The organism is Pedobacter alluvionis (assembly GCF_003664035.1).
GTDB lineage: Bacteria > Bacteroidota > Bacteroidia > Sphingobacteriales > Sphingobacteriaceae > Pedobacter > Pedobacter alluvionis.
Window position 1 is genome coordinate 504,148 of sequence record NZ_RCCK01000010.1, and the last position, 25,906, is coordinate 530,053.

Consider the following 25,906-nt stretch of genomic DNA (forward strand, 5'->3'; position numbering starts at 1 on the left):
GCACATTATTAAAGTGTTTGTACAATGACGAATTTTGTTGAAGAGTTAAGATGGCGTGGCATGCTACATGATATTATGCCGAATACTGAAGAAAAGTTAAACGAGGGTATGACTTCTGGTTATATCGGTTTTGATCCTACTGCAGATTCGTTACACGTTGGTCACTTAACACAGATCATGACCCTGATTCATTTTCAAAATGCCGGTCACAAGCCGTTTGCTTTGGTTGGTGGTGCTACAGGTATGGTGGGCGATCCTTCAGGGAAATCTGATGAACGTAACCTTCAGACGCCTGAAATGATTGAGCACAATCTGAAAGGGATGAAAAAGCAATTGGCTAAATTCTTGAAATTTGAAGAAGGTGGAAATGGGGCGGTAATGGTTAACAATGCCGATTGGTTTAAAGATATGAACCTTTTCACTTTCATCAGAGATGTAGGTAAACATATTACCGTGAACTATATGATGGCCAAAGATAGCGTTAAAAGGCGTTTGGAGGGCGATTCTGGTCTATCTTTTACCGAGTTCTGCTACCAATTAATTCAGGGTTACGATTTCTATCATTTATGGAAAAACGAAAACTGTCTGGTGCAAATGGGAGGATCTGATCAATGGGGCAATATTGTTACCGGCACAGAGCTGATCAGAAGAAAAGACGCTGGTACAGCTTATGCCATTACTACACAGTTGATTAAAAAGGCAGACGGAACCAAATTCGGTAAAACCGAAAGTGGTGCAGTTTGGCTGGATCCGGAAAAGACTTCTCCATATAAATTCTACCAGTTCTGGTTAAATGCATCAGATGATGATGTGAAAAAATGGATCCGCATTTTTACATTAAAAAACAAGGAAGAAATAGAAGCCTTAGAAAAAGAACATGATGCCGCTCCGCATTTGCGTATCCTTCAAAAAGCTTTGGCTGAAGATATCACCATAAAAACCCATTCGGTGGAAGCTTTAGAAACAGCTATTAAAACATCTGAGTTTTTATTCGGAAATGGTTCATTGGAGTTTTTAAAGGGTTTATCTGATAAAGAAGTGTTGGATATATTTGATGGTATACCACAATATAAAATCTTAATTGAAGAACTTGGGGCTGGAATTGATGCAGCAAGCTTACTTGCCGAAAAATCAGCTATATTTCCGTCAAAAGGAGAAGCCAAAAAAACCATTCAGGGAGGGGGAGTTTCTGTAAACAAAGAAAAGGTAGCTGAAATGGCTCAGATCTTTACTGCAGATCATTTGATAAACGATAAATTTATCGTCGTACAAAAAGGAAAGAAAAACTATTTCCTTTTAATCGCTGAATAATATGATTAAGCCCAATGAAACTGATCATAAAAGATCTGTTCATTGGGCTCGAATTTAAAATTGAACAGGAAGTTGATCTCCCGCAAGAGCTCCTGTTAAGCATATCAGTCAAGCATTAAGAGAACCGGACTATGAGATTATAAAGCAGTCTGCTAATATGATTAGCTTTGATAACGGTTGGAACAATGTTCATCAAAAATAAACGAAATCTTTAATGCAGTTAACCCGCCAGAAGGAAATTGATTGGCGTTGTTCTAATAAATTTGAGATGAATTGGTTTTTAGGAATTTTTCTTTAATCTTAAGACTTTCGATCAATCGATCGGCAGCGTATAAACTTCAATATTTTTGAGTTATAAATAAAGTCGATCTTGATTAATTAAAGGTCAATTCCAGGATTTGCTTTAAATATAACTTTGTCTTGAGAAAAAAGCTACCTGGAGCAGCTTAAATGAGATGATAATTTTAGATTACTTAAATACGTAAAACTTATTAAAACACTTATAACATTTGTATCTCTTAACTGAAATCCAAGGCATAATTATTTTAAAGATAAACCCTCTTGGTACTCTGTAGGTTTCGAAGTTTTTACACTTCGGGCAATGCACGTGGATTTTAACTGAAGTTAATTTTCCTGAGGATTCCATAATAAGTATTGGTTGGTGCGGCAAATTTATGCAAAATAAAACCTAAGAGTATTACCTAAAAACTACCATTTTGTTAACTTCATCGACTATTTCTCAGTATTATAGCGAAATATACCCAAATTCATTCTTAAGCTGGTTAATTTAAATAGTTTTTCTTCTGTATCAGTTAACAGACGGTATTTGGGCGCTTTTGCAGATGATGCTGCCTTATTCAGTAAGGTAAATATTCGTTTTAATGGCCTATCGGTCTGTAAAACAAGCCATCTAAGAATATCATAGAACAACTTCCATTGTTTATTCCATCGAATATTGTTTTATTTTTAAGATAAAATATGCTCAAAAGGGTTTTTAAAGCTATTTTTTGTTTTGTAATCCTTTACTTCTGTATCAGTTAACAGGCAATATTCAAGCGATTTTTTTAACTCATCGTTGTTCATTTCCTGGCCAATAAACACAAGCTCATTTTTACGGTCTCCAAAATCATTATCCCAATCTGCATCAATTTCAATTCTGTTCTCCTGGTAGTCCTGGTATTGTTCACGTTCATGCTGTTGCATGCTTGCCCACCAAACCCCTGCCGGATCGATGCGTAAAGAACCGCCCGCTTGCGAGAAATTAATAGCCTGTTCGGGCAAGGCAGCCAAATAGAAAATACCTTTCGAACGGATAATGTTCTGTGGAAATTCTTTATTAATGAAATGCCATAATCTTTCAGGGTGAAAAGGTTTTTTAGAGCGGAATACGGTCGAACTTATCCCATATTCTTCAGTTTCGGGTTGATGGATTTCTTCCAGTTCTTTTTTCCATCCGGCGCCATCTGATGCCAACTCAAAATCGAATAAACCGGTATTTAAGATTAAGGCTGGATTTATTTCTCCAAAGAGTGTCTGATAAATTTTAGCTGTAGGGTTAAGTTTTGCAATTAACGCCTTAAGTACTTTAAGGTCGGTATCACTTACCAGGTCAGTTTTGTTCAATAAAATAACATTGGCAAATTCGATCTGGTCGGTAAGTAGATTTACAATAGTACGTTTATCCGCCAGGTCATCAACCATATTACGGTCTGCAAGCTTATCTGCTGAGCCAAAATCTTTATAAAAATTGTATGCATCAACAACAGTCACCATTGTATCTAGCTGGCTAAATCTGCTCAGATCAATACCAGAGGCTTCATCTATAAAAGAAAATGTTTGTGCAACAGGGATGGGTTCAGATATGCCGGTACTTTCAATCAGCAGGTAGTCGAATCGGTTTTCTTTCGCCAGTTTTTCCACCTCAATCATCAGATCTTCACGCAAAGTACAACAGATGCACCCATTGCTCATCTCTACCAGTTTTTCATCAGTTTTAGATAAACTGTGTTGATTTTTGACTGTAGCAGCATCGATGTTTACCTCGCTCATGTCGTTTACAATAACCGCCACTTTTAAATCTTGCTTATTCTTTAATATCGCGTTGAGCAGGGTGGTCTTGCCACTGCCTAAAAAACCGCTTAATACGGTTACCGGTAATTTCTTTATCATTTTAATGCAATTGTGTTGCAAATATACAATTGCATTATTTTAAATGCAACTAAATTGCTTTTGTGTTTGCGCATTAAATTTATTTCATTGGGAAAAAGGAATTTACAGTATCAACCTCGACCCCGGCAGGCTTTTCGGCTTCCATACTTTAACCCATGAGTGCGCTCGGTCATTTGTAGATATGAATGCCAGCACTTGCCCAAATGCAAGCGCATTATACTGGCTTGTGGAGAGAAGATTTTGTACGAAAACCGGCCTATGTCGGCACAGCCGAAGGCTTGAGAGTAAATAAAAATTGCGCCCTTAAAGCCAGAAACTTCGGTTAATGTTGTTTCTGGCTTTTTTTTTGGAAAATTAGGCCATCGCTCCCGTTACTATAAATTATCACCTCATTTCCCCCTTGCCTTTTTAATACTCCTGATTAAAAAAAACAACATAGTAATGCAATCGATTGTTTTTTTCAAAAGTAAGTGATATATTCGGTTAGAAATTATTCAGGTATTGCTTTACATGAGTATCACTTCTAAAATAAGGTAACCAAATATTAATGCTTTAATGATGTATTGCTGTAGTAAAACCAAACGGAGGGTTGTAAGCACCCATATTTTGTCGGAAATTATATATTGCCCTATTTCGCAGATTTCATCAGTGCGATCGTAAACTTATCTTCCGCTATAGCATACCAAATGTCAATTAAGCAGTCCTGCACAAATACAATCACAATCCAGATCGCTAAAGCGTGAATCTATTATTATGATGTTAAAACGAGTATTGATTATAGGCGCAATGTCAATTTTAGTGGTATTTTTATTGAGCTCCACTATTGCAAGAGGACAAAATAATCCCAATTTTATTACCCTTAATACTAAAAATGGTCTTTCTTCAAATACTGTAAATACGATACTTCAAGATCATAATGGCCTTGTGTGGTTTGGCACCAGCGATGGACTAAATAAGTTCGATGGCACCAATTTTACCGTTTATACCACCAAAAGCGGCGATAGCTCAAGCATTCCGTCTAACAATATCTCAGCACTTTTAGAAGACCGGAGAGGAAGGCTTTGGGTAGGTACAAACGGGGGTGGCCTGGCTTATTACGATGCTAAGCAAAATACATTTAAATCATTTGTGGGGGAGGGGATCCCGAATCGTAATGCTCCATTCAATGTATTAACACTCTACGAAGATAAAAGTGGAAATATATGGGTGGGTACCTTTGGTGGATACCGGGTGATCAATTCGAAAACCTTAAAGGTAAAAAACGTCGGAATAAATACCTTAATGGGCAATGGCTCCAGTGTGCTTTCTTTTCTTCAGGCTAACGACAACAAGTTATGGATTGGTACCAATGTTGGGCTTTTGGCGCTCAATCTAACCAGCGGTGCCACCGAGAAATTTGTCCATCATCCCAATGATCTTTCAAGCCTCACCGATAACTTCATCAAAGCGATTGTGAAGGATGAAAAAGGGCGGATATTTTTTGGCACCAACAATGGCCTTAATATGTTGCTGGATGATGAAAAGCATTTCAAATCCTTTTTGCAATCGGATGACAGGCTATTTTCTGACGACATTATTTATGCTGCCAGATTAGAAAAGGGAGGTAAATTATGGCTGGGAACCGAAAACGGAGTGACTATTTTCGACACTGCCACTGAGGTTTTTTCTAATATTCGTCCCAACAAACGCGAATCCTTTGGCCTTAGCCATAAGTCGGTTAGAAGTATCTGTATGGCTAATAATGGCATTATCTGGCTGGGTACCTATCAAGGTGGCGTTAATAAGTTAGATCCAAATTTAGCACTGTTTAACCTAAAGCATAGCAGCCCTTTTGATCCCAAAGGACTTTCATCACCTATTGTTACTTCCTTTGCCGAATTCTCGAAACGAAAAATATTTGTAGGTACGGATGGAGGAGGATTACACTTTTTCGATCGTGATCAAGGCGTGTTCGAGCATATCGACATGAAGAGCAAGATTGATTTTTCCCGGAATCCATTGGCTATACTTACCTTAATGCTTGATTCCAGGGGCACGCTTTGGGTAGGGACGTACCAACATGGTTTATTTGCCTATAATTCTAAAACCAAAACCTACAAGCAATACCTGGCAGGGCCATCATCAACTGATCTTAGCCAGAATGAAATTTTCGCTATTAAAGAAGATAGTAAAGGTTTAATATGGATTGGTACAAACGGAACTGGTGTTAATGTATTTGATTATAAGACGAATTCATTTACGCAATATGGCACTCAATCCCTCCCACCTATGCTGCTCCCTGGCAATGGTTTTATACGGGCCATTGTAGAAGATCATTATGGCGATATGTGGATATCATCCAGCGGAACTGGAATAGCTGTATTTCAGCGTAGTAATGGGAAATATAAAGTATATCGAAAAGCAAATAGCGGACTTTCCAATGATGTGGTGTTAAGCTTGTTATGCGATAGTAAAGGAAATATCTGGGCCGGAACTGATGGTGCGGGGCTCGATCTCTTCAACCGCCATACTGGAAAATTCACCAATTTTAACGAAACAAACGGATTGTCTAACGCTATTGTTTACAAAATATTGGAAGGCAAAGACGGATTGATCTGGCTCAGCAACGATAACGGCATCAGTTGCCTTAATCCTGAAACAAAAAAAATAAAAAACTTCGGACATCCCAATGGTGTACAAGATAGTCCTTTCATATTGGGTTCCGGAATCAGCACTTCAGATGGTGAGCTTTATTTTGGAGGGCAAGACGGTTTCAACTATTTTAATCCACTCCAATTGCCTACCAATACTGTGGTTCCAAACGTGCTGCTTACCGAACTAAAGGTCTCAAATACCGTTGTGCTCCCTGGCGAAAAGTCACCTATTCAAGAGCAAATAGGTTTCGCAAAAGACATTAAATTAAGTTATGGACAAAATTTTTCAATTAGTTATGTAGCACTTAATTACACAGCACCGCAGCAAAACCACTATTCCTATCGCCTGGTTGGCCTGGATGAGGATTGGAACGAGGTTGGTAAAGAGAAGACCGCATATTACACGAACCTGGATCCCGGAGATTATGTTTTTCAAGTAAGGGCAAGTAACAACGATGGCGTTTGGAGTAATAAAATCACATCAATTTCTGTTCATATACAGCCACCGATATGGAGGACCACTTACGCTTATATTTTTTATGTAGTTTTAACGGGTACAATTCTATTTGCCATTCGCAGAAGAGGAATTCAGCGCATCAAAAAACAGCTCGCCATAGAGCAAGCTCAAATAAATGCAGAAGAAAGAATACTGCAGCAACGAAAAGATGCCGAACGTGCCCATGCGTTGGATACACAAAAGATCAAATTCCTCACCAACCTAAGTCATGAGTTTAGAACACCAATTTCGTTGATTTTAGCACCTGTTGACAAGTTGCTTGCCGTTAAACAAGAGTCTTCCGTAGCTGGCCAGGTAAAGATGATCCGTAGAAATGCCCGAAGACTGTTAAATCTGGTAAATCAACTGCTCGATTTTAGAAAGATGGAAGAACAGGAACTGAAATTAAACCTGCATGAGGCCGATCTCATTACTTTTATCAGTGAAGCCGCAGAATCATTCCAGGATCTTTCCGAACGCAAGAAAATTTCACTTCGCATTAACAGCGATATCAAAAGCCTGAAAACGCAATTTGATCAGGATAAAATGGAAAGGATTATATTTAACCTGCTTTCTAACGCATTTAAATTTACAAAAGAAGGTGGTGAAGTATGTCTTGACATGTCCATCAGGGCCATCGGCGATCAGGTAAAACCTCTATTTTGCATTGCAGTTTCAGATACCGGGATAGGTATTGCACATCAAAGTAAAGACAGGGTATTTGATCGTTTTTTTATGGATAACAATGAAGCCGCTATTTTAAATCAGGGAAGTGGAATTGGATTATCGATTGTAAAAGAGTTTGTAGAACTGCATGGCGGACAGATTACTGTAGAAAGCGAACCTGGAAAAGGCACTACATTTTTGGTTTCGCTGCCGGTTGACGTGGTGAAAGAAGATCATAATCAGGAAATTGACGATTCCGTTGACAGTCTAACAGACGAAGAAACGGATGAAACTTTTGGAGAATCGGTAACTGCCGAGAGTAAGATGGCTACGATCCTGCTGGTAGAAGATAATGAGGAATTTAGATTTTACCTGAAAGATAGCTTACAGCCTTTTTATCAGATTATAGAGGCGGCAAATGGAAAAGAGGGTTGGCAAAAAACACTTTCGGGACACCCTCAGTTGGTGGTTACTGATGTTAGCATGCCCGAAATGAATGGCATTGAGCTTAGTCAGAAAATAAAAGCAGATAAAAGAACAAGCCATATTCCGGTTATTTTGCTTACTGCAATTAGTGGAGAGGAAGACCAGATTAAAGGCTTAAAGTCGGGCGCCAACGATTACCTTACCAAGCCTTTTAATTTTGACATTCTTCATGCAAAGATTGACAATTTATTGTTGTTTAACCGTTCCGTTAAAAATGCATATTCAAAACAAGTGCAGGTACAGGCTAAAGAAATCGAAATTGAGTCTGGCGAAGTTAAATTGTTGAATAAAATTGTTCAATACATTGATGAAAAACTTAATAATCCGGAACTTTCAGTAGAGGAACTGAGCAGGCATGTGGGGATGAGCAGGGGCTCTCTTTATCATAAGCTACTTGAAATTACGGGGTTAACACCAATTGAATACATCAGGTCTGTAAAGCTGGAAAGGGCCGTGGAGTTGCTGGAGAAAAGTGATTATAACGTTGCACAAATTGCATACATGGCTGGTTTTGGTACACCAAGCTATTTTTCTAAGCTATTTAAAGCCCAGTTTAATATGCTTCCATCTGAATATATTAATGCAAAACGAAAAGATAAACGCGAGAAGGTTTAAAAATATATATGGGCTTTCTTTAAATAGATGGCTCACGGACGTAAGAGCCTGTTTAAAAATTAAATAAAAATAATTTGTATGTCAGTGAGGGGATAATTTATGGTATAAAAAATCAATATAAATTACAGTAGAATTTAATCGAAATAAATCTCCCGAGGAATCGTCATTGCGAGAAGGCTTTTTCAGCCGTCGAAGCAATCTTACAACGATCGCTACCAGCGCGCGCATTAAGATTGCTTCATTCCTCGCAATGACGGCTTTTCTATTGGAGTCTGTCAATGGTATCGTACTTGAAGACCATTTCAACGCAATAATAGATTTAAAAAATCGCCGTCATTTCGATCCGATAGCCATCGGTCTACTCTCAATCCTTTTCACTTTATGTTTACTAAATTAAACATTGTAAACATAGGAGCTATCGGATGAAGCGCAGCGAAATGGAGAAATCTTTGAACTATGTTGATGGAGTTGCTACCTTTAAAGAAAACGATGTCTTGGTAATTTTACCAATACATTTTGTTCGCTTGTTTTCTGTAACGGGATTGATTCAATTAAGAACATTCGTCACACACATTTGAACAAAGAAGTTCATTGATCTGTATATTTTTGAATAGCTTTGAATACCGAATATAAACGCAGTGCAAATTGAAATGCTGACTAACCTGTATGAAGAATCTTAAATTATTTACATTATCGCTCTTTTTTGTGCTAATTACTACAGTTACTGTTAATGCGCAAAAAGCTACAAATCCGATCATTTTTGCCGATGTGCCCGATCTTTCGATGATCAGAGTGGGCAAAGTGTATTACATGAGCAGTACCACAATGCACATGAATCCAGGTGTACCGATCATGAAATCAACCGATCTGGTAAACTGGAAAATTGTAAGTTACGCTTACGATACCCTCGGAAATACGGATGAATTAACTTTATCTAATGGAAAGTGGGATTATGGGCGGGGATCCTGGGCAAGCAGTCTTCGTTTTCATAAAGGCGTTTATTATGTAAGCACTTTTTCTGGCACTACCGGCAAAACGTACATCTACAGTACAAAAGATATCGAAAAAGGCCAATGGAAGCTAACATCGTTTAAACCTTCATTGCACGACCATTCCCTGTTTTTTGAGGATGATGGAAAACCTTATATGGTATACGGGACTGGAAAAATTACCCTGGTGGAGTTAAAGGAAGATTTATCTGGAATAAAACCCAATACGCAACCTGTAACGATCATCGAAAACGCAAGCCTTCCGGCAGGTACGGGTGCAGGATTACCAGCGGAGGGTTCCCAGCTATTTAAAATTAATGGAAAATATTATCTTTTTAACATCACCTGGCCACGAAACGGGATGCGTACGGTTGTTGTACATCGTTCCGACAAACTTACAGGGCCGTATGAAGGGCAGGTAGCACTTAAAGATCAAGGTGTTGCACAAGGTGGTTTAATTAATACACCAGAGGGGAAATGGTTTTCTTATCTTTTTAGAGATTTCGGATCCGTTGGGCGCATTCCGTATTTGGTTCCGGTTAACTGGCAAGATGGGTGGCCGGTACTGGGAATAAACGGTAAAGTTCCGGAAACATTGGAACTTCCGGTTAGCAAAGGCTTAATTCCCGGAATTGTAGCATCAGATGAATTTAACCGGAAAAAGGGCGACCCCGCGCTTCCACTGGTATGGCAATGGAACCATAATCCAGATCATGCATTTTTGTCGTTAACTAAACGCCCGGGATTTTTACGGATTACAACTTCAAGATTGGACACTAATATTCTTTTGGCCCGCAATACATTAACCCAGCGTACCATCGGACCGGTATCAACCGGAACCACGTTAATTGATATCTCCGGTATGAAGGCCGGAGACCAGGCCGGACTGATGCTGCTGCAGCGCAAATTTGGTTGGGTTGGGGTAAAACACACCGGATCAAAGAAAACGGTGGTTGCCGTAAGCGCCCAAAATGGTACTGTAATTGGTGAAGATGTTCCGGCCGGACAGCAAACTATTTATCTCAAAGCAAGATGTGATTTTGAGAACCGAACAGATAAAGGTTATTTTTCTTACAGCTTTGATGGCAAAACCTGGAAACCTATAGGGGAGCCGCTGCAAATGTCGTATACGCTTCCCCATTTTATAGGGTACCGTTTTGGATTGTTTAATTACGCAACCGAAAATGCTGGTGGATATGTTGACTTTGATTATTTTAGAATTGAAGCAAAATAGAATAGTTTCACGTCTGATCTTATCTTGTTAGTTTAATTAAATCATCAACATTTTGGATGACCTGCTCCGCATTAATTCATCTAAATGAAATGTGGGTAATTCAATTGTGAATGGCTTCATAATTGCCTTCGTAAACAAATATCCATAAAGGATGTGGCCATTGCGTAAGCTAATACGCGCGTCTAATCTAAAATCTTATTTATTTCTGAACATCGTATTAAGCGGCTTGGTCACTACTACTGCAACCGCTTAATCCTTTCCTGGTAATTTTCTTTATCATTATAATGCAATTATGTTGCAAATGAAGCGTTAATTATTTTAGTGCAACTAAATTGCTTTTATATTTGTGCGCTAAATTTATTTTTAATGAAACAACGGAGTTCCAAAATCAATCTCGACAGGATAGGCATTACGGCCTCAACACTTTGTGCCATACATTGCGCTGCATTGCCATTTTTAATTACCGTTTTACCGATGTGGGGACTGGGTTTCCTGGCCAATGAGGAGGTTGAAATAACCATGATTGCCATTTCATTGCTTGTTGGTATCTGGAGTTTAAGTTCGGCGTACCGCAAACAACATCGCCGTATGATGCCAATTCTGGTACTTATTGCCGGCTTTGCATGTATCGCATTGGGGCATTTTTCGGGCATTGAACCATTAGAGCCAATCTTGATTCCTGTCGGCGGCCTTATCATTGCTGCTGCACATTATATTAATTTACGAATGCTTAAATCCTGCCCATTGGGCCATCAATAGTCAATTATGTCAACGAATTACAAAATATTATTTATCACAGTGTTATCGTTTATAGCCATGTTAAATCCGGCCTGTAAACATGGTACAAACGATGGAATAGAACTTTACAGGCGTTATGCCATCAAAAATCTGGTTATTAAAAAAGTACAAACAGCAGCACATCATGATTGAGGTAAACGCTTTGGCACATGTTTATGATAAGGGGAGACGCTTAAAATTTCCATGTTGGGAAATTGCCGATATGGAACAATGGCTTCTACTGGGTGCATCAGGAAGTGGCAAAAGCACACTTCTTAATATTATTTCAGGTCTTTTAAAGCCAAGCCAGGGTGGAGTTTTAATTAACGGAACCGATTTGTATACTTTGCCTGCACGGGAACAGGATAGATTCAGGGGAAGGCATATTGGTATCGTTTTTCAAAGGCCCCATCTTATTCGTTCTCTTAATGTGCTCGATAACCTGGAACTTGCTGCGGTAATGGCTGGTTTGCCAATAGATCATGAACGAAACCTTTCGCTTTTAACTGATCTGGGTATCGCCGAACTGGCTGAAAATTATCCTGATGAATTAAGTCAGGGACAGTTGCAAAGGGTTTCGGTGGCACGTGCATTGGTAAACAGGCCCGATCTGTTGATTGCAGATGAACCTACCTCTAGCTTAGATGATGAAAATGCCAGTCAGGTAATTCAGATGCTGACTGCCCAGGCTAAAGATAATGGTGCTGCACTGATTATTGCCACGCATGACGGGAGGGTTAAAAACCATATTACTAAAACCTATCTACTCTAATGAATATTTTTAAAATCAGTAGCAAAAACCTCATCAGGAATAAACTCACAACAGTTTTAAATATTATTTTAGTTGCCTTTGGTGTGGGCATCCTGTCAATTCTCTTTTTGGCTTCTACACAGATTAATAATAAGCTGGAAAAAAATGCTAAGGATATAGACCTGGTTGTAGGAGCAAAAGGAAGTCCGTTACAATTGATACTAAGCAGTGTTTACCATATTGATTATCCAACGGGAAATATCCCAGCCAAAGATGCCTACAAATTGATGCACAACCCGATGGTTAAAAGGGCCGTTCCATTGGCGTTGGGCGATAATTATAACGGTTACCGGATTGTTGGTACTGATAGTACCTTCTCCAATCTTTATGGTTTATCTATCCAAAAAGGTAGTTTTTGGCATAAAGATTTAGAAGTAACCCTTGGTAGCACCGTTGCCATAACATCGGGGCTTAAGATTGGCGATTCTTTTTTCGGCGCACATGGTTTAACCGGTAATGGAGATGTTCATAAACAACATGCTTACCAGGTAAAGGGGATCTTAAAACCACAGGGGAATATAACCGATAATCTGATCCTCACTAATATTGGCAGTGTATATAAAATGCATGAAGAGAAGCATGCTGAAGGCCATAGCCACTCCGCTGCAAAAGAAGCCAAAGAAATTAATGATAAGCAGATTACGGCCTTGCTGATTCAGTATAAATCGCCAATGTCGGTTATTCTTTTCCCACGGATGGTTAACCAGAGTACAAACATGCAGGCTGCCTCTCCGGCGATGGAAAGTGCAAGGCTGTTTTCGCTCATTGGCGTTGGCATTGACACCCTGCAATGGTTTGCCATATTTATTATGGGAATCGCAGCGCTGAGTATTTTTATCAGCCTTTATAACGCGATGAAAGAGCGAAAATACGATCTGGCTATTATGCGTTGCCTGGGCGCATCAAAATCGAAACTATTTTTCCTGGTAATGTTTGAAGGGGTTTTGGTTACGTTTATCGGTGCCTGTTTGGGATTACTGATCGGGCATGCTGCCCTGGAGTTAATCGGGAGCTATCAGGAATCTTCGCAGGCAAAATTAACGGGGCTTACCGCAGTTCCACAAGAGATCTATTTAATCTTGATTGGGCTGGTTATAGGTACTTTGGCTTCGCTTATTCCTGCTATGCAGATTTACAAAGTTGATATTGCTCAAACTTTAAGCAAAGACAGATAAACTCAAATGTTTATGCAATGAAGAAATTGATTTTATTGGTTGTTTCTTGTTTAGTTATCCACGTAGTAGCGGCGCAGGTTAAGGTACATACCGACATGCGCACGCCTACCTGGAACCTGCTCGGTTTAAGGTATGATGCCGAAATTGCGCCAAAGAAATGGGGAAGCGTTTTTCCACCGGCATTAAAGGCATTAAACAATAAGGTTATTGAGCTGCCCGGTTACATCATTCCCACAAAAGTAGGATCGAAATTTAGCGAATTTATGTTCTCCATTGTGCCCATTGCCTCCTGTCCGTATTGTGGGTCGGGCGATATTCCATCAATGGTGCAGGTAAAAATGATGACGGCTATTCCCATTACCGAAAAACCGATCAAACTTAAAGGGATATTTATCATTAACGATTCGGGCGATGACCGGAGCGAATTTTTTCTTTTAAATGCAAAACAGTTATGATGAAAAAATATATAACGGTTTTATTGATATTGATCTCTTTTACGGCTGTTGCTCAAGTAAATGTACATACCGATATGCGCACGCCCACTTGGAACCTTATCGGCTTAAAATATGATAAACAGGTAAAACCCCTGGTTTGGCAGGCTGTTTTTCCTCCCGCTTTAAAGGCCATCCATAATAAGGTAATTGAACTTCCGGGTTATATTATTCCCACAAAAGTTGGCAATAGCTTCAGCGAGTTTATGTTTTCTATTGTACCTGTTGCCTCCTGCCCGTATTGTGGCACGGGCGATATCCCTTCGATGATAGAAGTGAAGACTTTAAAACCCATTAACTGGACAGAAGAGCCCATTACCCTTCGGGGGAAATTTATAATCAACGATTCTGGCGACAGCCGGTCTACCTTTTTTCTACTAGATGCTGTAAAACAATGAGATATTTATATGCCATTTTTATTCTGTTTTCGGTGTGTACAGCCAATGCGCAAACGCAAAAACATAGTCCAAAAGATCAGTTACGCTCTTTAAACTGGGATGTAATCGGCTCGGTGAAATTTGAACTTACCGAAAAGAACGAGCTTTTGCCCCTGTTTACAGAATCGATCAGGCGTTTTGATAATAGGGAATTTGATTTGACAGGTTACCTGATTCCTGTAAAAAGCGGACAGAAACAGCAGACATTTCTTTTGGCCACTTTGCCTATTAATCAATGTTATTTTTGCGGGCAAAACGGCATTCCGGTAATGATTATGATCGAGATGGCAAGTGCGGTACCTTATAGTGAAAAACCCATTCACGTACAGGGAATTTTAAAATTAGAAGAAAAAGATGCGAGTTACAAGCCACCAATAACCATCAAAAATGCCAAACTCATTAATTAATTGCTTATTTTTGTATTGCTATGGAAGATAATACTTCGCGTTTTGAAAAACTTTTGGTAAAGAATGGACTAAAAAGAACAGCCCCGCGTTTACAGGTGCTGGAGATTTTGAGTGGGAGAGATTCTGCAACATCACAGCCTTATTTAGAGCAGGTGATGGGAAAAGATGCAGACCGTGTTACCTTGTACCGCGTTTTGCAGGCTTTTGAAGAAAAAGGGATTATCCACAAAGTTCTAGATCAACAGGGAACCGCCAATTATGCCATCTGTTCTGATGGCTGCAGTGCGCACGAACATCATGATGAACATGTGCATTTTAACTGCGATAACTGCCACAAAATTTACTGTTTGGATACGGTTAAAATTCCGGCATTAAAAGTTCCAGCAGGCTTTAAAGTAGATCGCCTTAATCTAATTGCTACGGGTTTATGCGCCAGTTGTTCGGATAAGGTAAATTAAGAATTACTGTACCAAAAGATTACATCCCCTGATATCGGCATTGTCAAACCGGCCCAGTACTTCAAAACTTTGATCAGGATTGATCCTGCCCAGATCCTGTGTGGCAATAAATGAGCAAGAATTGAGATTAGCCAGATCAATTACATTAATGCCCCCGGTTCTGCCATTCGCTATCAAACTTAAAGGATCGTTGGTGTCGCGGATTAAAACCTGCATCCAGCTGGGGCAATTGAAAATGCCTTCACCTAAAGAATAAGCCTGAGAAAGTAACTCGGTCATTCCATATTCGCTATGAATGGCTTTTACGCCAAATCCTTTGGTTAATTGCTCGTGAAGTTCTTCACGGACCATTTCTTTACGTTTCCCTTTCATTCCGCCAGTTTCCATTACAATGAGTTCGGGAAAATCGATATCGAACTGTTCTATAAAATCCAGCAGGGCATAAGTAACACCAATTAAAACGGTTTTCTGTTTTTTTGATTTAAGATCCACGAGGGTTTTTAGCAATTCATCATGGTTGTATAAAAAGTAACCACTTTGTGGATGTCTGCTTTTTTCAATCAGATCGTTCACCATGTAGATCAAAGATGAACCAGAACGTTGTTGGTAGGATGGAAGTAGCGCTAAAAAGCAATATTCGGTAACATCTCCATAAAACTCCGTAAAAGCCTGCAGGTAACTTTGTTCGTATAGTTTTACATCGGTTACGTGGTGACTGCTTTGCACCATACCCGTTGTGCCAGAACTGCTAAAGCTAATCTCTACAGGATCACTATTACTCAGAATAGAATGGCCTTTAAAAAAACTGATGGGTAAAAAAGGTATCTGTGCAATTTCGGTTACCGCATCGGCATCAACACCTAAGTGAAAGATATATTCGCGGTAAACATTGCAATTTTGTGCCTGTAGCTTAAAAATACTTAAGGCTAGGGCGTTAAATCTATCTTTATCTTCTACAGAAAATATGTCGTTAGCGGTTAAATTCACAACGCAAAAGTACAAAGCATTATGCTATTTTCTCGTCAGTTTTTTTCGCCAGCATAGCCATCCGGAACTGATAACCACAATAACCGCTAATTCCGGCCACTAAACCACTTAATAGGCCGGTAACTAATAACAATGCCCACCACAGTTTTATACCCGTCATCACCGCTACACGGCCAGCGAGTACATTATCGTTAGGCAGGCTTTTGAATAAGGCATAACCGATCCAGAGTAAGAAAATAGCAAAGAAAGAGTGCCAGAAGGCTATTTTTCCTGTTTTGCCGATAATGCCACAAGTGGCAAAAGATATGACGATGATGATCCACCAGGGGGCAATCATTTGTAGAAGGAAACAGATTATTAATATAACAATGAAAACCATTTTAGCCTATTTAGAAATTTTTAAACGAGAAATAACCGTACCCGATTTATCATCAGGACTTTGCATATAAAACAGATCGTACAATTTACCATTTGCCCAGGTATCGATCATATTATCATAAAATTTACTTCCGGGATTACCCGATTGTCCGCCTGGATAAACACCATGCCCTTTTGGCGTTTTACCCAGTTCAATTACCATCCGCCATGAAGGTCCATTGGTTTCGTTCAGAGCATTAATAGTGCCTTTGTTGCCACCAATCTGTAAAACCTTTGAGCCGAATCCAGGTATTTTGGCCAGGTGTGGTACATTGGTCTGTTTTACATTTGCCCAGTCCCAATCTTTATTTATTGGCCCAAAGCGCCTTTCCAAACTGTCGCAGCTATATTTAAAAGCTTCGTTAACCAGATCAGATAATGTTTCTTTTTTGCTGGTCTTGATATTATCATACCAGGTTGCATTGGGTTCTTTCAAAATCATCTCTACCGTACGGTCTCTTGAGGGATAACGCATCGGAATGCCTTTCACTTCAAATTCATCTGCCCAGATATTGTACGATAAGCGTTTGGTCCATATTTCGAATACGCTGGCTGCAATTTCATCTGCATCATAACGTTTGTTCCATTTTTTCAGGTAAGCCAAAGCTTCTTTTTGTGTGGCATTTAACTGTTCATTGCTCAGTAAAGGCAATAATACAGGCACCAGGTTTTGCGCCACAATACTATAGTTGTCGGTCTGCATCAGGCGGATACTGTCTAAAGTGGCTTTGTTCATCGCCGATAAACGGTCGTTGATACGCTTGCCCCGCTCGTATGGTCCAAATTCCCAGTTAATGTAATATGGATAAGTGGTATCGGTAGAAGACTGGTTGGCTGAACTCACAAAACCGCGTGGCGGATTTTTAACCGTTGGATTCTGTGCATTTGGGATCCATCCCTGCCAATCGTACGCAGGGTCTGTTCCATCCAGTATAAATTTACCCTGATCTTTCCATTTTAAAGGAAATTTTCCATTTGGCGTAATGGCAATATCATTATCTATACTGGCAAAAACGAAGTTCTGAGCTGGTGCTGTATAAAAAGTTAAAGCCTTGCGATAGTCGTTATAGTTTTTGCCGCGGTTGAGGTAATAAAAAGTCATGAGTTCATTCGATTCATCATGCGCTATCCACCTCAAGGCATCGCCAATAGGTACATTGTCTGCCCTGCCGTATTTTGGTTTTTGAAAATATACCACCGGCCCATGATGGGTGTAGTAAACAGTATCGATTTCATCTTTTCCGCCGCGGATTTTAATCGTTTCCAATCTTTTAGTTGTGGCTTTCCATTTATTGTTGTACCAATACTCATTGTGGCTCGAATCCTTAAATTTGATCTGATAGAAATCGAGCACATCAGCAGCAACATTGGTTACGCCCCAGGCTATTTTCTGGTTAAAGCCAATAATTACCCCCGGGGCACCAGGTAAAGAAACACCATAAGTATTTACGCCAGGTGCATGTAGCTGAATCTGGTACCAGATTGACGGAAGTGTTAAATCTAAATGGGGATCGTTTGCTAAGATGGGATATCCTGATGCAGTTTTAGTACCAGATAATGCCCAGTTATTACTGCCAATACCTTCTACTTTTTCAGTTGTTTTAACCTCGCCGGTTTGAGCCTGAGTGAAGCTTTCAGGCGTTTTAGGGATTGGTAATGGAGAGAAATCCCATTTTGTGCCCACAGGTATAATCGGGTCTTCGCGGAAAGGGTAATCCGGAAAAAGATTTTTAGTCACTTCCGGGCCGAATTTTTTCAAGATATTGGTCATGTAAAATTCATCTGAACCCATGGCTAACACTGCCGACATCTGTTTTAACAATAAAGCACATTTTACAGGTGTCCAGTTTTCGGGTTTAAAATCGAGTATTTTATATTCTAAGGGATAATTGGCTTTAGAAAGTGTTTTGATGTAGGCATTGATCCCTTCGGTATAAGCCAAGATCATTTCTTTTGCTTTGGGATCGGCCATCATGCCTTTTAATGAGTTTTCTGCGCCATAAACCATGCCCATCCGGCGTTGATACCGGTCTACCTCTATCGCTTTGTCGCCCACAACTTCACTAATTCTCCCCGCGGCAAAACGGGTCTGGAAATCCATTTGCCAAAGGCGGTGCATGGCGGTTACATAACCTTGTGCCAGATAGAGATCGTGATCGTTCTGTGCAAAAATATGTGGAATCATGCGGTCGTCAAAAACAATTTCGATTTTATCTATGGCACCTTTAATCTTCGCTTTATGGTTAAACATAAAATGATTGTTCTCTGCATTTTGCCAGAAACCCATAAAAGGATTTAGAAATTTTAACAATGGAGGCGTACTGCCTAATTTGGTATTAAATAAAAAACCTAATGCTATCGGAATGACGATGCAGAAAATGGCTTTAATTTTATTCATAATGGCTAGCTAACAAGTCTTTTGCTAAGATAGGGCAAAATGACGGTTTATGTTTACTGCAAAATACAACAAACTGTATATCAATCAAAATTATAATTAAATTGAAAATTATTATGCTTACATAATTTGTTTAATTCAAAAAAAGAATTTAAGTTTATATAACTAATAATACAAATAACCAAATTAAATCGCGTATGAGCAGAGTTTTTACACAGATCTTCTATGTGTTAATATTTGTGTTTGCTGGTAATATGGCAACACAGGCACAGAGTATTACGGTAAGCGGAACCGTAAAGGATAAGCAATCTAAAGAAGGACTAGCGGGAGTTAGTTTAACCATCAAAGGCCAATCCGGCGGTACGGCATCAACAGCCAATGGAAGTTTCAGCTTTAGTACAACGGCAAAAGTGCCCTTTACTTTAGTCGCATCTTATGTAGGATATGGTACAGTAGAACAGCAGATTACCGGAAGTACTTCAGGTATTAATCTGGAAATAGAAACTGCAGTTGTATTAGGAGGAGATGTAGTAGTTTCTGCTTCGCGTACACCGGAGCGTATTTTAGAATCACCTGTTTCCATCGAGCGGATGAGTGCAGCCACCATCAGGGAAATCGCTGCACCTTCATTTTACGATGCTTTGAACAATATGAAAGGTGTAGAAAGCAGTATGCAGAGTTTAACTTTCAGGTCGATTAATACGCGTGGTTTTAATTCTAATGGTAATACCCGCTTTAATCAATATATCGATGGAATGGATAACCAGGCGCCGGGATTAAATTTCTCGGTAGGAAATATAGTAGGTATTACGGAACTCGATGTAGATAATGTAGAGCTTTTACCAGGTGCTTCATCTGCTCTTTATGGTGCGGGTGGTATTAATGGAACTTTGTTAATGACTTCAAAAGATCCGTTTAAATATCCTGGAGCTAGTTTTCAATATAAAACAGGGGTAAACCACGTTAATGACGATAACAGTAGTGTACAGCCATTTAATCAGTTGGATGTGCGCATGGCAAAATCATGGAACAATAAATTCGGGGTAAAGGCTGCTTTTTCATTTTTGCAGGCCAAAGATTGGTTTGGAAACAACTTTTCAAACTTTGATAGAGTATCAAGAACGGTAAAAAGTGGGGATCGGAGCGATCCGAATTATGATGGGATCAATACTTATGGAGATGAGTTAAGCCAAAATATGAGAAATGTGGCGCAAAGTGTGCTGGCTTCAGGAACAGCTGAATTTATTAAGAATTACGGCTTGCAGACAGGAGGAGGTGTTCCAACACAGTCTCAGATTACCAATTTTCTATCAACCAATACAAGGATGAGGCCTTTTTATGCGGGTCTTAATACCCCTGGCTTAATTCCTAATCAGAATATCACTAGAAATGGGTATCAGGAAGCTGATCTTGTAGATTATAACACCAAATCGTTGAAAGCTTCAGGTGCATTATATTACAATATCAGTAGCACCGTTCAGGCAACTTTACAGGCTAATTGGGGAACAGGGACTTCGGTTTACACAGGATCTGACCGTTATTCATTACGTAACTTCAATATCGGTCAGTACAAATTGGAGCTAAAGGGAGAAGATTTCATGTTACGTGGTTATACCACACAAGAACGTTCGGGTGATTCTTATATTTCTTCTATTTTGGGAAGTTACATTAACGAAAAATCTAAAATTTCTCAGGCTTGGTTCCCTGAATACGTAGGTAATTATGTTGGGGCAAGATCACTTGGGCAAACTGATGCACAAGCACAAATTACCGCAAGAACGGCTGCCAACTCTGCTTCAAGTGGTGGTAGTGCGTATTTTGCTCCTGGCTCACCACAATTTTTGCAGGCAAAAGATGAGATTATGAATACGACGATCAGTGCATCCGATCCGAGTAAAGGTATTTACGGTGCTAAATTTGACGATAAATCTAACTTATATCATTATGAAGGATTATATAATTTTACCAACCTTTTCAATAAAGTGGTAGAGTTTCAGGTAGGTGCATCTTATCGTTTATATGATTTAAATTCAGCAGGAACAATTTTTAACGATTTAAATGAGTCTATCGATATTAAGGAATATGGTGCATTTGGACAAATAGGTAAAAAATTCTTTAACGATAAAGTGAAATTTACCTTTGCCGGTCGTTATGATAAAAGTCAGAATTTTGAAGGCCGGTTTACCCCAAGGGTAACGGGAGTGTTTACAGTTGCTAAAAACAACAACATCAGGCTTTCTTACCAAACAGGTTACCGTAACCCAACTACACAGAACCAGTACATTGATCTGTCTGTTGGAGGTGGTTCGCAGAGATTAATTGGAGGCTTGCCAGAAATTATATTCAGCAAATACCACTTAGATACCAACAAACCCTATACTGATGTGAGTTACCGCGCATTCCTGGCTTCGGCAGCAACCACCGGAACACCAAATCCGGCATTATTACAGCAATATAATTTTGATGCAAAAGGCGTTCGTCCCGAAAGTGTTCAGTCTTACGAGTTGGGTTACAAAGGTTTACTTTTACCTAATTTGTTGCTTGATGCATATGGTTATTACAACATTTACAAAGATTTTATTACCGCAGTTGATGTATACCAGAATGTTGGAGGAAGTTTTGTGAAATTCGGCGTTCCGGTTAATGCAGAAGGTAAAGTAACTTCTTATGGTGCAGCTTTAGGTCTTGATTACCTTGTGGGCAAATGGAATGTAAGTGGAAACGTTTCTTACAACCAGATCGGAGATTTGCCGGTTAACTACATTAACGATTTCAATACGCCTAAAATCCGTTATAACCTGGGATTGGGTAATAAAGAAATTATTAAAAACTTTGGTTTCAATGTTTCTTACCGTTGGCAAGATCAATTCTACTGGAATTCTTCTTTCGCCTCAGGTCAGGTGCCTGCATACAGCTCGCTTGATGCACAGGTGAGTTTAAGAATCCCTTCAGTACAATCAGTTATTAAACTTGGTGGTTCTAATGTATTGAACAAATATTATTTTACTTCTTATGGTAACCCATCAGCAGGAGCAATCTACTACGTGGCCATTAGTTTTAATCCATAACCAGTTAATTGAGTTTTTAAAGGCCTTCTATGCTAAAAAGTATAGAGGGCTTTTTTGTGCTGTTTAAAAGGCTCGTTTATCATTATTGCTGTCAATCGCCTCGATAAGATCTTCTTTAATGAACTCCCAAACTTTTCCTTTTAAACATATTGGATCAAAGTCATTGTCTGCAGTGAAAAAATTAGTAAAGTTTCTTCTGATCATATCTTCATCGTGAGTCCATTCAAAACGTTTTTTATGAAGTTCAATCATATCATTTACGCTAGAATTATCTAGCAATTCATGCAAGTCCCAAAAATCTTTTTTTCTTCCGCCTCTTAGTACAATGTCCATCTTCATTGCAATAATTTCTGGTATGGATGCCATCCGGATGTTTTCTTGATACACAATCCATACTTTGCATCAGTAAAAAGTTCTATGTCAACTGATAAACGATGACCAAGATAAAGACTCAGTGCAGTTCCACCAACCAATCTAAACTCTGCTAATTCAGGAGCCTGTATCAGCTCTAGTAAAGTGTTTTTTAATAGTTGATTAACTGTATTCCAATACATAATTATTTATGTTAGGATTTTCTTAGGTTAAAGGCATTATCGGCAATTTTTACTTCATCTACCTTTTGTTTTCCATAAAATCTGATTATTTCATTTTTCTCATTATCATTTCCCCGCTCCATTACCCTTTTAATAACCGCTTGATATTGTTTTTGCCAGTTTATTTTTTCGAACTCAGTGTCCCAAAATAGAATCTGTCTAATAATTGACAAATCAGGTTTATCGTTTGAGGTTTTTTTGTCTTTTTCTTTTTGTATTTCATAATAAGCCTGAAGTAGAAACATCGTGCCTTCTTCCAGGCCGAGACTCTGGTCTAATTTAATCGAAAGAGAAGCAGTTATCCCTCTTTTACCTTTTGTAATGTCATTTAGAGTTTGTGGATATTCATTCAGTGAAAGTGCGAAAGGACCTTTTTTTAATCCTTTTCTTTTAAGTTCACGTTCCAAAATAATTCCAGGGTGGATTCCTTTGAATTTACTGATCAATTTTTCTATATTCAAAAATAAACAAAAATGTTTATAATTTTACATTTATAAGTTGATTTAAACGCTACTTTAATTGCTAAATTAAAATAGGATAAACGATTTTATTTAGTTTATCTTGCTATAAATTTACAGTTTTAAATGCCATGGCTATAATAATTTGATCATTCAGCTCAGCCATTTCCTTATTAAATGCCTTAGCTTAGTGTAAAATTCACACCATTAAACCATCTTTTCAAAAAAAGCTACATCCCTTTTGTAAAATATTTGTATTATAGTACTTTCTTAAGCACATCCCGGTTTAAGAGGTTATGAATTTAAAATTTGAATAAATAAGGATGGAAGCGCAAAACGACAAACCTAACGTGGCAAGTGATCTGATCGAAAAGGAACAGGAAGTACAGCATTTAAACAATCCAGTTGATATATCGGTAAAACCAATTGTTAAACAATACCTTGGTTCAGTTAAAAAGGTAAAAAAAGAGGGCAACCGCTTTTATTTTTCTGATGGTGATGCAAGAGTAGAAATTCGGGTGGTAAGCGATGATATGATCAGGGTTCGCCTGGCACCACATGGCGTTTTTCTTGATGATTTTTCTTACGCGGTACCTGAGGTAGACCAGAAAGTTTCTGTTTTTAAGATGCAGGAACATGATGATCATTATACCGTTTCTACCCATTCGGTAACCTGTAAAATAGAAAAGGCAAATTTCCATATTTCTTTCCACGATAATATTACCAATGTGATGATGGTTGATGAAGCCAACTCCATGCACTGGGAAGAAAATGTAGATTTTGGTGGTTATTATATCTACGCAACCAAAAAATGTCACCCTGAAGAGAATTTCTTCGGTTTGGGAGATAAATCCGGTAATTTTAACCTGCGCGGCAGGCGTTTCGAAAACTGGAATACCGATGCCTATTCTTTTGGCTGGAACCAGGATCCACTTTACCGTACGATACCTTTTTATATCGGTTTGCATAATCAGGCAGCATACGGTATCTTCTTCGATAATACCTTTAAATCGTATTTCGATTTCGGTTCGGAAGATGTAAATAAAACAAGTTTTTGGGCTGATGGAGGTGAACTTCAATACTATTATATCCATGGGCCACATATTATGGACGTGGTTAAACGTTATGCAACTTTAACCGGTACGCACCCGATGCCGCCAAAATGGACTTTGGGCTATCAGCAATGTCGTTGGAGTTATTATCCTGAAACAAAAGTTAAAGAAATAGCCAGGCAGTTCAGGGAGCGTAAAATTCCTTGCGACGCCATTTATCTGGATATCGATTACATGGATGGATATCGGTGTTTTACCTGGAATAAAAAGTACTTTCCAGATCCGCGGAGAATGATTAAAGAACTTTCTGATGATGGCTTTAAAACTGTGGTCATGATCGATCCGGGAATTAAGGTAGATGATGATTACTGGGTTTTTAAAGAGGGAAAAGAGAAAAGATTTTTCTGTCGCCGCAGCGACGATTATTATATGGAAGGGCATGTTTGGCCGGGCCGTTGTCAGTTTCCCGATTTTACCAATCCAAAAGTACGGAGCTGGTGGGGTAATTTATACAAGGAGTTGGTAGACATGGGGGTTGCAGGTTTCTGGAACGATATGAATGAACCAGCTGTGTTTGGTTCAGGAACTTTCCCTAACGATGTTCGTCATAATTATGACGGTTACCGTGGCTCGCACCGTAAGGCACATAACGTTTATGGCATGCAGATGGTACGTTCTACTTACGAGGGATTAAAAAAACTGATGCGCAATAAACGCCCGTTTACCATTACAAGAGCTGGTTATTCAGGCATGCAGCGTTATGCCAGTGTTTGGACGGGTGATAATATTGCTACCTGGGAACATTTAAAGATTGGAAATATTCAGTGCCAGCGTTTGTCGGTTTCTGGCGTACCTTTCTGTGGAACAGATATTGGCGGGTTTAGCGGCGAGCCGGATGGCGAATTATTTACCCGTTGGATCCAGCTAGGTACATTTTCTCCTTTTATGCGTGCACACTCTGCCGGTGATACCGCTGAACGGGAACCCTGGAGCTTTGGTCAGTTTTTCGAAGATATTAACCGTAAGTTTATCGAATTAAGATATCGTTTAATGCCATATCTGTATTCGGTATTTTGGGAACACCACCGTTATGGTTTTCCTATATTAAGGCCGCTGGTAATGCTTGAACAGGAAAATATCAGTAACAGTTTCCGTCAGGATGAGTTCTGTTATGGTGATAAATTGTTAATCTGCCCGGTTTTAGAACAGGGTGCAATCTCCAGAAAAGTTTATCTTCCAAAAGGAACCTGGTATAACTTCTGGACAAATGAAGTGTTGGATGGAGGTAACGAATACACCGTTGATGCCAAAATAGACAGTATGCCGATGTTTGTGCGTGCAGGTACAGTTTTACCAGAATATCCGGTAATGCAATATGTAGACGAAAAATCGATTACTGAAGTGATATTGAATATCTACCATAGCGATTATGAAGTAAATTCGTACATGTATGAAGATCATGGTGATACATTTGCCTATGAGCAGGATATTTATCTCGAAAAGAAATTTACGGTAAAAGGCGATACACAAGCCATTAAGGTTAACCAACGTAATGAAGGTTTGTACACGCCTAATTATGAATTTTACGTTTGTAATGTTATTGGTGTGAAATTCCAGGTTAAAAAGATCATTATCGATAATAAAGAGGTGAAAGATTTTTATAGCGATGATCAGAATATCCTGCATTTTCAATGCAATAAAAACTTTACCGATATACAGATTTTAAGTCTGTAAATCTTTTAGCCCCAAATACTGTTTAGTACTTGGGGCTTCATTTATCT

The 25,906-nt window shown here is 39.0% G+C and carries 19 protein-coding genes; 12 read left to right on the forward strand and 7 right to left on the reverse strand.

Annotated features, from left to right (window positions below; all coding sequences use genetic code 11):
• Positions 1–24: 24 nt before the first annotated feature.
• Positions 25–1,311 (forward strand): tyrosine--tRNA ligase, encoded by a 1,287-nt coding sequence (gene tyrS / locus BCL90_RS02225; protein ID WP_121282319.1) that lies wholly within the window; start codon positions 25–27, stop codon positions 1,309–1,311.
• 966 nt (positions 1,312–2,277) lie between these two features.
• On the opposite strand, the gene BCL90_RS02230 is transcribed toward tyrS, so the two are convergent.
• Positions 2,278–3,480 (reverse strand): GTP-binding protein, encoded by a 1,203-nt coding sequence (locus BCL90_RS02230; protein WP_121282320.1) that lies wholly within the window; start codon positions 3,478–3,480, stop codon positions 2,278–2,280.
• A gap of 753 nt (positions 3,481–4,233) precedes the next feature.
• On the opposite strand from BCL90_RS02230, the gene BCL90_RS02235 reads away from it, so the two are divergent.
• The 9 genes from BCL90_RS02235 to BCL90_RS02275 all read left to right on the forward strand — a co-directional run bounded on the left by BCL90_RS02235 (position 4,234) and on the right by BCL90_RS02275 (position 15,155).
• A complete protein-coding gene (locus BCL90_RS02235; protein ID WP_121282321.1) occupies positions 4,234–8,376 on the forward strand; it encodes a hybrid sensor histidine kinase/response regulator transcription factor in 4,143 nt (1,380 codons plus the stop codon).
• Between the two features lie 666 nt (positions 8,377–9,042).
• Positions 9,043–10,599, forward strand: a complete 1,557-nt coding sequence (locus BCL90_RS02240; RefSeq protein ID WP_121282322.1) for a glycoside hydrolase family 43 protein — start codon at positions 9,043–9,045, stop codon at positions 10,597–10,599.
• Between the two features lie 366 nt (positions 10,600–10,965).
• A complete protein-coding gene (locus BCL90_RS02245) occupies positions 10,966–11,358 on the forward strand; it encodes a MerC domain-containing protein (RefSeq protein ID WP_121282323.1) in 393 nt (130 codons plus the stop codon).
• A 115-nt stretch (positions 11,359–11,473) separates the two neighbouring features.
• The gene (locus BCL90_RS02250) at positions 11,474–12,148 is read left to right on the forward strand and encodes an ABC transporter ATP-binding protein (protein ID WP_244214187.1); all 675 of its coding nucleotides are present in this window, start codon (positions 11,474–11,476) and stop codon (positions 12,146–12,148) included.
• Positions 12,148–13,362 (forward strand): ABC transporter permease, encoded by a 1,215-nt coding sequence (locus BCL90_RS02255; protein ID WP_121282325.1) that lies wholly within the window; start codon positions 12,148–12,150, stop codon positions 13,360–13,362. The genes BCL90_RS02250 and BCL90_RS02255 overlap by 1 nt, the downstream gene beginning before the upstream one ends.
• A 17-nt stretch (positions 13,363–13,379) precedes the next feature.
• A complete protein-coding gene (locus BCL90_RS02260; RefSeq protein WP_121282326.1) occupies positions 13,380–13,817 on the forward strand; it encodes a hypothetical protein in 438 nt (145 codons plus the stop codon).
• Positions 13,814–14,251, forward strand: a complete 438-nt coding sequence (locus tag BCL90_RS02265) for a hypothetical protein (RefSeq protein WP_134380532.1) — start codon at positions 13,814–13,816, stop codon at positions 14,249–14,251. Before BCL90_RS02260 ends, BCL90_RS02265 begins: the two co-directional genes overlap by 4 nt.
• Positions 14,248–14,697 (forward strand): hypothetical protein, encoded by a 450-nt coding sequence (locus tag BCL90_RS02270; RefSeq protein ID WP_121282328.1) that lies wholly within the window; start codon positions 14,248–14,250, stop codon positions 14,695–14,697. Before BCL90_RS02265 ends, BCL90_RS02270 begins: the two co-directional genes overlap by 4 nt.
• A gap of 20 nt (positions 14,698–14,717) precedes the next feature.
• On the forward strand, positions 14,718–15,155 hold the full coding sequence (locus tag BCL90_RS02275; protein WP_121282329.1) for a Fur family transcriptional regulator: 438 nt from the start codon (positions 14,718–14,720) through the stop codon (positions 15,153–15,155).
• A 3-nt stretch (positions 15,156–15,158) separates the two neighbouring features.
• Here the strand turns inward: BCL90_RS02275 and BCL90_RS02280 are convergent, their stop codons facing one another.
• From BCL90_RS02280 to BCL90_RS02290, 3 genes are read right to left on the reverse strand one after another with little or no spacing between them, the layout of a single operon-like run.
• Positions 15,159–16,142: a LuxE/PaaK family acyltransferase gene (locus BCL90_RS02280; protein ID WP_121282330.1), complete on the reverse strand. Its 984-nt coding sequence runs from the start codon at positions 16,140–16,142 to the stop codon at positions 15,159–15,161.
• A 19-nt stretch (positions 16,143–16,161) separates the two neighbouring features.
• Positions 16,162–16,521: a hypothetical protein gene (locus tag BCL90_RS02285; RefSeq protein WP_121282331.1), complete on the reverse strand. Its 360-nt coding sequence runs from the start codon at positions 16,519–16,521 to the stop codon at positions 16,162–16,164.
• A gap of 6 nt (positions 16,522–16,527) precedes the next feature.
• Positions 16,528–18,957, reverse strand: a complete 2,430-nt coding sequence (locus tag BCL90_RS02290) for a penicillin acylase family protein (RefSeq protein ID WP_121282332.1) — start codon at positions 18,955–18,957, stop codon at positions 16,528–16,530.
• Positions 18,958–19,151: 194 nt separating this feature from the next.
• On the opposite strand from BCL90_RS02290, the gene BCL90_RS02295 reads away from it, so the two are divergent.
• Positions 19,152–22,022, forward strand: coding sequence for a TonB-dependent receptor (locus BCL90_RS02295; protein WP_121282334.1), 2,871 nt, complete (start codon positions 19,152–19,154; stop codon positions 22,020–22,022).
• A gap of 63 nt (positions 22,023–22,085) precedes the next feature.
• Here the strand turns inward: BCL90_RS02295 and BCL90_RS25985 are convergent, their stop codons facing one another.
• The 3 genes from BCL90_RS25985 to BCL90_RS02305 are packed head-to-tail and all read right to left on the reverse strand — an operon-like array spanning position 22,086 to position 23,076.
• Positions 22,086–22,388, reverse strand: coding sequence for a nucleotidyl transferase AbiEii/AbiGii toxin family protein (locus BCL90_RS25985; RefSeq protein WP_244095036.1), 303 nt, complete (start codon positions 22,386–22,388; stop codon positions 22,086–22,088).
• Positions 22,358–22,576 (reverse strand): nucleotidyl transferase AbiEii/AbiGii toxin family protein, encoded by a 219-nt coding sequence (locus BCL90_RS25990; RefSeq protein ID WP_244095037.1) that lies wholly within the window; start codon positions 22,574–22,576, stop codon positions 22,358–22,360. The genes BCL90_RS25985 and BCL90_RS25990 overlap by 31 nt, the downstream gene beginning before the upstream one ends.
• An 11-nt stretch (positions 22,577–22,587) precedes the next feature.
• A complete protein-coding gene (locus BCL90_RS02305) occupies positions 22,588–23,076 on the reverse strand; it encodes a helix-turn-helix transcriptional regulator (protein WP_244095038.1) in 489 nt (162 codons plus the stop codon).
• 320 nt (positions 23,077–23,396) lie between these two features.
• Between BCL90_RS02305 and BCL90_RS02310 the strand changes: the two genes are divergently transcribed.
• Complete coding sequence (locus BCL90_RS02310; RefSeq protein WP_121282335.1) at positions 23,397–25,859, forward strand: glycoside hydrolase family 31 protein; 2,463 nt, start codon at positions 23,397–23,399, stop codon at positions 25,857–25,859.
• Positions 25,860–25,906 lie beyond the last annotated feature (47 nt).